Below are 9,905 nucleotides of genomic sequence, written 5' to 3' on the forward strand. Positions count from 1 at the left end.
AGGCGGGCGTCGGGTGCCGCGAACTGCCGGCGTGAGGCTACTGGCCGAACAGCGTGCCGGCCTGGGCCAGCCAGTCGGTGACGTGGCCGGGGAGGATGCCCAGCAGCACGACGGCGACGGTGGAGATGACCAGCGCGGCCTCGGTGCCCCAGTTGCGCTCCAGCGGCTGCGCGCCTTCGGGCACGGGGTGCATGAACATGTAGACCACGACGCGCAGGTAGTAATACGCGCCCGCCGCGCTGCTGAGCACCGCGACCACCGTGAGGCCCACGAGGCCCACGTCGATGGCGGCCTGGAAGATGAGCAGCTTGCTCATGAAGCCCACGGTGGGGGGGATGCCGCCCAGTGACAGCATGAAGGCCGCCATGGCGAACGCGTAGCCCGGACGGCGCTGCGCGAGGCCCGCGAAGCGCTCCAGGTCCCAGGCGGTTCCCTTCTCTTCGTCCTCGCGGCGCTCCAGCGCGGACACCATCGCGAAGGCGCCCGCCGCGCTGAAGGTGTACGCCAGCAGGTAGTACAGGATGCCGCGCAGCGCGTCCGAACGGGCCACGTCCAGCGGCGTGCCACCGGACAGCGAGGACGCGGCCAGCAGGCGGAAGTGCTCGCCCGGGGCCGCGACGAACAGCGCCGCCACGCCCAGCAGCAGGTAGCCCGCGTGCGCGATGGAGGAGTACGCCAGCATGCGCTTCACGTTGCGCTGCGGGATGGCCATCAGGTTGCCGGCCACCATCGTGAGCAGCGCCAGCGTGGCGAAGAGCATCAGCGGCAGCTTGGGGTCCATGCCCTTGCCCACCGTGACGAACACGCGCACCAGCGACGCGAACGCCGCCGCCTTCACGCCCGCGCTCATGAGGGCCGTCACCGGGGTGGGGGCGCCCTCGTACACGTCCGGCGTCCACATGTGGAACGGCACGGCCGCCACCTTGAACGCGAAGCCCGCGGCGATGAGCACCGCGCCCACGTAGACGAGCGCCGGGGACGTGGTCAGCGCCTGCTGCAGCGGCCCCGCGATGTCGTTGAGCTTCGTCGTGCCCGTGGCGCCGTACAGGAGCGCCGTGCCGTACAGCAGGATGGCGGAGGAGAAGGCGCCCAGGATGAAGTACTTGAAGCCCGCCTCGCTGGGGCGCGTGCCGCGGCGCAGGTACGCCGTCAGCGCGTACGTCGCGATGGAGAGGACCTCGATGTTGACGAAGATGGTGATGAACTCCGACGACATCGCCAGCAGGCTCATGCCCGCGGAGGCGAAGAGCATCAGCGCGTAGAACTCACCGCGCTCCGCGCCACGCCGGCGCAGGAAGCCCACCGCGCTCAGCGCCGCCAGCGCCAGGCCCACGCTCACCACCAGGGTGAGGAAGCTGGAGAAGGGGTCCAGCACGCCGAAGCCGAGGAACACCTCCTGCGGCGGCTCGAACATCAGGCCCACGGCCACGGCGCCGCTGGCCGCCGCCGCCACGACGGTGAGCACCGCCTGGTAGCCGCGGGACGCCGTCGCGGAGAGGAACACCTCCGACAACAGCAGGACGGAGGCCGCCACCACCATGATGATGGCGGGCAGCATGGGGAGGAAATCCGCCAGGGTGAGATTTGGCAGGTTCATGGAGTCTTTCGGGGCCTACTCGCGAACGGCGAGCGGCGCGGCGGGAACGGAGGGGCGGGCCGCGGCGGCGGTGGAGGGCAGCGACATCACCTCCACGCGGAGCTGGTCGTCCTTCGCCTGGGTGGCGCCCGGAGCGCCCACGCTGGCGCGAGCCACGTAGCGGTCCGTGGACGGAGCGATGCGGTCCAGGAAGGGCTGCGGCATCAGGCCCATCACCGCCACCAGCACGATGAAGGGGGCCGTGGTGAGCATCTCGCGCAGGTTCATGTCGCGCAGGTGCTGGTTCTCCCGGTGCGTGATGCTGCCGAAGAACACCTTCTGCACCATCCACAGCATGTACGCCGCGCCCAGGATGACGCCCAGGGTTGCGAACGCGCCGAAGCCCAGGGGCAGGGTGCTCTTGAACGTGCCCATCAGCACCAGGAACTCGCCGATGAAGCCGTTGGTGCCCGGCACCGCCACCGACGAGAACGTGATGATGACGAACGCCGCGGTGAACACCGGCATCACCTTGGCGATGCCGCCGTAGTCGGACATCAGGCGCGTGTGGCGGCGCTCGTAGAGGAAGCCGAACAGGAGGAACAGCGCGCCCGTGGAGATGCCGTGGTTGAGCATCTGGTACGCGCTGCCCGTGGCGCCCTCACCGGTGACGGCGAGCAGGCCCAGCATGCAGTAGCCCAGGTGGCTGACGGACGAGTACGCGATGAGCTTCTTGATGTCCCGCTGCGCCAGGCACATCAGCGCGCCGTACACGATGCCGATGACGGCCAGCACCGCGAGGAACGGACGGGCCGCGTGCGCCGCCACGGGGAAGAGCGGAATCGCGAAGCGCCAGAAGCCGTAGGTGCCCATCTTCAGCATCACGCCGGCCAGGATCATGGAGCCCGCCACCGGCGCCTGCACGTGCGCGTCCGGCAACCAGGTGTGCACCGGCCACATGGGGACCTTGATGGCGAACGCCAGCGCGAACGCGGCGAACATCCACGGCCCGTAGGTGTGCAGCGTGGCGGCCAGCGGAAGGAGGTTCGCGCACGCGCCCTCCGGTCCGTTGGCGCACGCGGCCAGCTGCTGATTGGCGGCGAGCAGGTTGTTGTAGAGCGTGCCGTAGTCGAACGAGCGCACACCCGGGCCGCCGCTGATGAAGTACACGGCCACGATGGCCACCAGCATCAGCAGCGAGCCGACCAGCGTGTAGAGGAAGAACTTCACCGCCGCCATGCGCCGGTCCTCGGCGCCCCACACACCCACCATCAGGTACATGGGGATGAGCATGGCCTCGAAGAAGATGTAGAAGATCAGGACGTCCATGGACGCCAGCGCGCCCAGCATCGTCGTCTGGAGCACCAGCAGCGCCAGGTGGAACTCCTTGATGCGGTGCTGGATGTACGTGGTGGAGGCGAGCACCACCAGCGGGCCCAGGAACACCGTCAGGAGCAGCAGGCTCACGGCCAGGCCATCCACGCCCAGGTGGTAGCTCATCCCGAACTGCTGGAACCACGGGACGCGGAACTCCATCTGGAACTCCGCGCCGGAGGGCTCGAAGCGGAAGTACGCCCAGACGCCGAACACCAGGTCCAGCAGCATGCCCACGAACGTGATGGTGCGGACCTGCCCGTGCTCCGTGGAGGGCAGCATCAGCACCAGCGCCGCGAACACGAGCGGCAGGTAGATGACGACGTTCAACAGGTGGGTGTCGAAGAAGCTCATGAAAGCACCTGCAGGAGGGCGTAGACCGCGCCGCCCAGGATGGCGAGCGCCATGATGGCGGCGTAGGCCTGCGCGTCACCCGTCTGGAGCCGGCGCAACCCGAGGCCCACCTTCTCCGTGACGTAGGCGGTGCCGCGCACCAGCACCGTGTCGATGACGAGCGCGTCCACCACGCGGAAGAGGATGAAGGCCGTGAACTTCACCGGCCGGATGATGATGAACTCGTAGAGCTCATCCACGTAGAACTTGTTGACCGCCGTGCGGCGCACCGCGCGCGCGAACGCCGGCACGGGCTGGCCCACCCGCGAGGGGAAGAACTTCAGGTAGGCGAACGCCGCCGCCGCGCCGCCGGAGAGCGCCACCAGCCACGCGAAGAAGTAGTCCCCGACAGCCGGGGTGCTGGTGTCCAGGTGCACCGTCTCCGCCGCGCGGGCCACCGCCTCGGCCGGGCGGAGCACGGGGGAGAGGAAGTTCTCGAACACCGGCTGCATCCCGCCGCCCGTGCGGGGCATCAGGGGCAGGGCGTAGACGAACGTCACGAAGGCCAGGAACGCCAGGATGACCAGCGGCAGCGTCATGTGCCACGCGCTCTCATGCGCGTGCGCCAGCTTCGCTTCCTTGGACCGCTTGCCCGTGAAGGTGAGCAGGTAGACGCGCGACATGTAGAACGCCGTGGACGCGGTGATGAGCAGGCCCATCACGTAGACGAAGGTGGAGACCCACTCCAGCCCGTGCAGGTGGTTGTGGTGCACGCCGTGGAAGATGGCGTCCTTGGAGAAGAAGCCGGACATGAACGGGAAGATGCCCGTGATGGCCAGCGTGGAGATGAGGAACGTGGCGTGCGTCCACTTCATCTCCTTCCACAGGCCGCCCAGCTTCTTGATGTCCGTCTCGTCCCCGTTGCCGTGCATCACGCTGCCGGCGCCCAGGAAGAGGCAGGCCTTGAAGAACGCGTGCGTCATCAGGTGCATCGCGGCGGCCCAGAAGACGCCCATGCCCACGCCCATGAACATGATGCCCAGCTGGGACACCGTGGAGTAGGCGAGCACCTTCTTGATGTCGTCCTGCGCGAACGCGATGAGCGCCGCCAGCAGCGACGTGAGCGCGCCCACGATGGCGATGGTCGCCATGGCGGTGGGGGAGAGCACGAGCAGCGAGCTCATGCGGCAGAACAGGTACACGCCCGCGGTCACCATCGTGGCGGCGTGGATGAGCGCGGACACCGGCGTCGGGCCGGCCATCGCGTCCGGCAGCCAGACGTACAGCGGCAGCTGGGCGCTCTTGCCCGCCGCGCCCAGGAGGAACAGCAGCAGCGCGGCGGTCATCACGCCGCCGAAGGTGTAGCCGGCCAGCGGCCCGGACTCGATGGGCGTGGCCAGGGACACCGCGCCGCCCGTGCCTTCCGGCAGGGCCAGGGCCATCTTCTCCAGGCCCTTGAAGGTGACGGGGCCCCTCTGGGAGATGCCCTGCTCGTAGCGCGCCCGGCTGCTGCCCGCGGCGTTGTAGTCCCGCGCGTCCGCCTGGCGGTTGAAGGCGCCCACCGTGAGGATGAGCAGGAACGTGGCGATGAGGAACGCGAAGTCACCGATGCGGTTGGTGACGAACGCCTTGCGGCCCGCCCACGCCTTCGCGCTGTCCGTGTACCAGAAGCCGATGAGCAGGTAGCTGGCCATACCGACGCCCTCCCAGCCCACGAAGAGCAGGACCAGGTTGTCGGCCATCACCAGCGTGAGCATCGCGGCGACGAAGAGGTTCAGGTACGCGAAGAAGCGCCAGTACCCATCGTCGTGCTCCATGTAGCTGGTGGAGTACAGGTGGATGAGGAAGCCGACGCCGGTGATGATGAGCAGCAGGATGCCCGACAGGTGGTCCACCAGCAGGCCGAAGTTCACCCGGAAGTCACCCGCGGCGAACCACGTCCCGTAGTCGTGCGCGATGGCGTAACGGATGGTGTCCCGCTCGAGGCCGAACGGGTTCACCATGCTCACCACGCGCCCGCCCGCCGCGTCGCTGGTGGCCCAGAAGGCCAGCAGGCTCAGCACGAAGGCGCCGGCGATGGCGGAGCACGCCACCAGGTGCACGTTGGCCCGGCCCAGCCACTTGCCGAACACGCCGCACACGAACGCGCCCAGCAGCGGCAGCAGGATGATCAGCCCCAGCGAGGGGCTGAACACCTCGGGGGGGATGGGTGCGGTTCTGAAGAACTCGACGAGGGATCCGTCCATGGGTGCGCTCAGGGGTGACGGGGCGTTAGTGCTTCATCGTCCGGATGTCGTCGACGTTCACGGACCCGCGACTGCGGAAGACCGCGATGACGATGGCCAGACCGATGGCCGCTTCCGCGGCCGCCACGGCGATGACGAAGAAGGCGGACACGTGCCCGACGCTGTTGCCGTGCATGCGCGCGAAGGCCAGGAACGTGAGGTTGACCGCGTTGAGCATCAGCTCCACGCACATGAAGACGACCAGCGCGTTGGTACGCACCAGCACGCCGAACATGCCCATGCAGAAGAGGGCCGCGGCCAGCAGGAGGTAGTAGGTGATGGGGACCATTGGGTTGTCCGGAAGGCGCTGAAGGTCAGATGCGGGACTTGGCCACCACCACCGCGCCCACCATTGCGACCAGCAGGAGCAGGCTGACCGCTTCGAAGGGGAGCAGCCAGGTGGTGAAGATGGACTGGCCGATGGCCGCCATGGTTCCGAACGCCGCCTGGGCCTGCGCGTCCAGCCGCGCGGGCTGCGCGTCCATGCGGCCCAGCGTCACGCCCAGCACGGCCAGCAGGCCCACCGCGGAGGCGCCGCCCAGCAGGCGCGTCACCGTGGGCTTGCCGCGGTGGGGGGCGTCTCCCAGGTTGAGCAGCATGATGACGAAGAGGAAGAGCACCATGATGGCGCCCGCGTACACGAGCACCTGTATGACGGCGACCGTGTGCGCCCAGAGCAGCACGTAGATGCCGGCCAGGAAGAAGAACGTCGACACCAGGGCCATGGCGGAGTTGATGGGGCTCCGCGCGGTGATGACCAGCCCCGCCGACAGCAGCGTCATGACGGCGAACACGCCGAAGAGAACCAATTCGATGTTCAAGACCAGTCTCCGAAGGAACCCCAGGGGTGGTCACCGAACGGGCAGCGCTTCTCCCGAACGTGAGCCTCGAACTCGTCCCGGAACCGCATGAGGAAGGAGTGCGTGGGCAGCGCCGCCGCGTCACCCAGCGCGCAGATGGTGTTGCCCAGGCCGATGGGAGGGTAGGGCGCGATGGACGAGGCCACGTTCGACAGCATGTCGATGTCGCTCGCGTCCGCGCGGCCTTCCTCGATCTTTCGCAGGAGGCGCGTCTGCCAGGGCGTGCCCTCGCGGCACGGGGTGCACTGGCCGCAGGACTCTTCCGCGTAGAAGCGGGCCACGCGCCAGAGGCTGCGCACCATGCAGGTGGCGTCATCCATCACGATGACGCCGCCGGAGCCGGCCATCGTCTGCTTCATCTTCAGCGCCTCGAACTCCAGCGCCACGTCCAGCTCGTCCGCGCCCAGCACCGGCGCGGAGGAACCGCCCGGGATGACCGCCTTGACCTTGCGGCCCTTGGGCATGCCCTGGCCGTACTGGTCGTCGTGGATCAGCTCCAGGATGGTGGTGTGCATCCCCACCTCGTAGACGCCGGGGCGGTTCACGGAGCCGGACAGGCAGACCAGGTGCGTGCCGCCGGACTTCTCCGTGCCCAGCTTCGCGTACCACTCCGCGCCCTTGGCGAGGATGGGCGGCACGCTGGCGAGCGTCTCCACGTTGTTCACCACCGTGGGGCTGCCGAACAGGCCCACCACCGCGGGGAAGGGGGGCTTCAGGCGGGGCCAGCCCTTCTTGCCCTCCAGGGACTCCAGGAGCGCCGTCTCTTCACCGCAGATGTACGCGCCCGCGCCGCGGACGACGTAGCAGTCGAGCGCGAAGTCCTTGCCCAGCATCGTCTTGCCGAAGATGCCGGCCTTGTAGGCCTCGTCGATGGCCGCCTGGGTGCGCTCCGCCTGGAACTTGAACTCGCCGCGCAGGTACACGTAGCAGGTGTGCACGCCCAGCGCGTAGGACGCGATGGCGATGCCCTCCAGCATCATGTGCGGGTCGTTCTCCAGGATGTAGCGGTCCTTGAATGTGCCCGGCTCGGACTCGTCGCCGTTGACCGCCAGGTACTTGGGCTTGGGGCTGTCCTTGGGGACGAAGCTCCACTTCATGCCCGTGGGGAAGCCCGCGCCGCCGCGGCCGCGGAGGTTGGACTTCTTCACCTCGTCGATGATGGCGGCGGGCTCCATCGTGAGCGCGCGCTTGAGCCCGTCGTAGCCGCCGCGCGAGCGGTAGCTGTCCAGGGTCCAGGACTGGGGCTTGCCCCAGGCCGCCGAGATGACGGACTCAACCGCCTTTGCCGTAGAGGCCATGGATGAATGTCCTAGGAAAGCGAGGGGGAGGAGCGGCTCACGACAGCCGGGCCAGGATGGCGTCCAGCTTCGCCTGGGTCAGGCGTTCGTGGTGATCCTCGTTGATCTGCAGGCAGGGCGCCGTCCCGCAGGACGCCAGGCACTCCGTCTCGCGGAGGGTGAACTTGTCGTTCGTCTCCCCGGCGGCCATGCCCAGCTTCTGCTCCAGGTACGCGAGCATCTTCTCCGCGCCCCACAGCGAACAGGACAGGTTCGTGCAGACGTCGATGACGTACTTGCCCGGCTTCTTGAGGTGGTACATCACGTAGAAGCTGGCGACCTCGTAGGCGCGCTCCGGCGTGACTTCCAGGTTCTTCGCCACCAGCCGAAGACCATCAGGAGGCAACCACCCCTTGAGGTCCTGCAGCAGGCGCAGCGCGGGAAGCATGCCGGCGCTTTTGCGATCAGGGGGGTAGTGCGAGAGGATTTCCGCGATCCCCGCGTCGAACTTCTTCTGCTCTTCAGGAGTGAACAGGGGCTCCGCCATGGCGGGCCGTACGTATTGCCGCAATGGCTTCGTTGTCAACATAAACCCTCGGCGGTAGACTGGACCGCCATCAGCAAATTTCCGAGCGATTTCAACCCCTTGTTATGAGCCTGGACCCTGCGGACCAGCGGCAGCACCCTCGTATCCCCACCATCCTCCGGGTGGACTACGCCCATGGGCGTCCCCTCCGGGACGTCACGGAAAACCTGTCCGCCGGAGGCTTCTTCGTCCAGACCGAGCAGCTCTTCGCGGTGGGGGACGAGCTTCGGCTTGCTCTTTCTTTCCCGGGACTGCTGGATCCGGTAGAAGTCGCCGGGATCGTGGCGTGGGTACGGTTGGCGGCTCCCGATCAGCCGGGAGGCGTGGGCATCCGTGTGGAGAGCGAGCAGGACCGGCGGCGACTGGGTGACATCTTGAGTGCGGCGGGACCCAACGAGAGCGCGGCGACCCCTCAGGAGCAGGACGGGTACCGTGTGCTCATCGTCGAGGACAACCCCCACATCATCGAGATGTACAGCTACGTGCTGAAGAAGCTCGCGAGCAACGACCTGCACGGCAAGGTGCCGCTGGAGGTCCACTTCGCGCCGGACGGGCACCACGCCCTCCTGCGGCTGCGCGAGGACCGCTTCAGCCTGGTGATGCTGGACCTCTACATGCCGGTGATGGACGGCTTCGCCCTGGTGGAGCGCATCCGGGAGGAAGAGGAACTCAAGGGCATCCCGGTCATCGCCATCTCCGCGGGCGGCAAGGAGGCCCAGGATCGGGCGATGCAGCTGGGGGTGGATATCTACCTGCGCAAGCCCGTGCGGTTCGTGGAAGTGCTGGAGACGGTGAAGCAGCTCCTGCGCATCCGGTAGGGCAGGGCGCTTCTTCGTCGCACCAGACGTTGAAGCGCCGGGCGGGTGCCGCGTAGAGTCCGCGCACCCATGACGAAGCCCGCCATCCATCGTGACACCGTCAGTGGCGAGGCGCTGCTCATCCTGCAGAATCTGCGGGAGAACGGCCGCCTGGGACGCTCGAACAAGCTGGCCGACGTGAAGGCCGCCCTCGAACCGTCCGTCTCGCTGGAGTTCGACAACTACTTCTTCTTCCTGCGCAAGTTCCACTACATCGCGATGGACCGCGAGGCCCAGCTCAAGCTCACCGAACAGGGTGAGCGGGTGGTGGAGGGGGACCTGCAGGACCGGTTCGCGTCGGAGGTCGACGACTTCTTCGCGGATCAGCTCCTGCCGGCGGAGGACGCCACGCACATCGGCCGTCCGCTGGACGAGGACGAACCGATGAGCGTCCCGCCGCCGCCTCCGGAGCTGCTGCTGGACGAGGCGGAGGTGGATGCTTCCTCCGCTGGAGCCTCCGCCCAGTCCCAGGTGGGGCCGCCGCCGGTGCCGCCGTCGCGCACGCACCGCGTGGCGATGCCGGCGCTGGACCTGGCGCAGGCCGCGACCCAGATGCAGCCCGCCGCGCCGCCGCCGCCCATTCCGACGCCGCAGCCCATGGCTCGCCAGGAAGGCCCGGCGGAAGGACGCCGGGAGACCTTCATCGGGCTGCCGCCGCCGCCCGCTCCCCAGCCCGTCGTGGTGACCGCGCCGGTTCCCAGCGCGTCCCAACCGCTCATCATCACCCCTCCGCTCGCCGCCGCGCCCGCTCCGATGC

At 68.2% G+C, this 9,905-nt stretch carries 8 protein-coding genes and 1 pseudogene; 2 read left to right on the forward strand and 7 right to left on the reverse strand.

The window, feature by feature from the left end; genetic code table 11:
- Positions 1 to 37 precede the first annotated feature (37 nt).
- The 7 genes from D7X32_RS24045 to D7X32_RS24075 are packed head-to-tail and all read right to left on the reverse strand — an operon-like array spanning position 38 to position 8,252.
- Positions 38 to 1,597: an NADH-quinone oxidoreductase subunit N gene (locus D7X32_RS24045; protein WP_120604913.1), complete on the reverse strand. Its 1,560-nt coding sequence runs from the start codon at positions 1,595 to 1,597 to the stop codon at positions 38 to 40.
- 15 nt (positions 1,598 to 1,612) lie between these two features.
- Positions 1,613 to 3,304, reverse strand: a complete 1,692-nt coding sequence (locus D7X32_RS24050) for a complex I subunit 4 family protein (protein WP_120604914.1) — start codon at positions 3,302 to 3,304, stop codon at positions 1,613 to 1,615.
- Positions 3,301 to 5,529: an NADH-quinone oxidoreductase subunit L gene (nuoL, locus tag D7X32_RS24055; RefSeq protein ID WP_120604915.1), complete on the reverse strand. Its 2,229-nt coding sequence runs from the start codon at positions 5,527 to 5,529 to the stop codon at positions 3,301 to 3,303. Before nuoL ends, D7X32_RS24050 begins: the two co-directional genes overlap by 4 nt.
- A gap of 25 nt (positions 5,530 to 5,554) precedes the next feature.
- A complete protein-coding gene (gene nuoK, locus D7X32_RS24060) occupies positions 5,555 to 5,857 on the reverse strand; it encodes an NADH-quinone oxidoreductase subunit NuoK (RefSeq protein WP_120604916.1) in 303 nt (100 codons plus the stop codon).
- A 25-nt stretch (positions 5,858 to 5,882) separates the two neighbouring features.
- Positions 5,883 to 6,389 (reverse strand): NADH-quinone oxidoreductase subunit J family protein, encoded by a 507-nt coding sequence (locus D7X32_RS24065; RefSeq protein WP_120604917.1) that lies wholly within the window; start codon positions 6,387 to 6,389, stop codon positions 5,883 to 5,885.
- A complete protein-coding gene (gene nuoF / locus D7X32_RS24070) occupies positions 6,386 to 7,726 on the reverse strand; it encodes an NADH-quinone oxidoreductase subunit NuoF (protein ID WP_120604918.1) in 1,341 nt (446 codons plus the stop codon). The genes D7X32_RS24065 and nuoF overlap by 4 nt, the downstream gene beginning before the upstream one ends.
- A 37-nt stretch (positions 7,727 to 7,763) precedes the next feature.
- Entirely contained in the window at positions 7,764 to 8,252 is a 489-nt protein-coding gene (locus tag D7X32_RS24075; protein ID WP_120604919.1) for an NADH-quinone oxidoreductase subunit NuoE family protein, read from the reverse strand.
- Positions 8,253 to 8,356: 104 nt separating this feature from the next.
- On the opposite strand from D7X32_RS24075, the gene D7X32_RS24080 reads away from it, so the two are divergent.
- Positions 8,357 to 9,109 (forward strand): TIGR02266 family protein, encoded by a 753-nt coding sequence (locus D7X32_RS24080; RefSeq protein ID WP_120604920.1) that lies wholly within the window; start codon positions 8,357 to 8,359, stop codon positions 9,107 to 9,109.
- A gap of 69 nt (positions 9,110 to 9,178) precedes the next feature.
- Positions 9,179 to 9,905: pseudogene (locus D7X32_RS24085) on the forward strand (serine/threonine-protein kinase); the annotation flags it as partial.

Source organism: Corallococcus carmarthensis (genome assembly GCF_003611695.1).
Lineage (GTDB): Bacteria > Myxococcota > Myxococcia > Myxococcales > Myxococcaceae > Corallococcus > Corallococcus carmarthensis.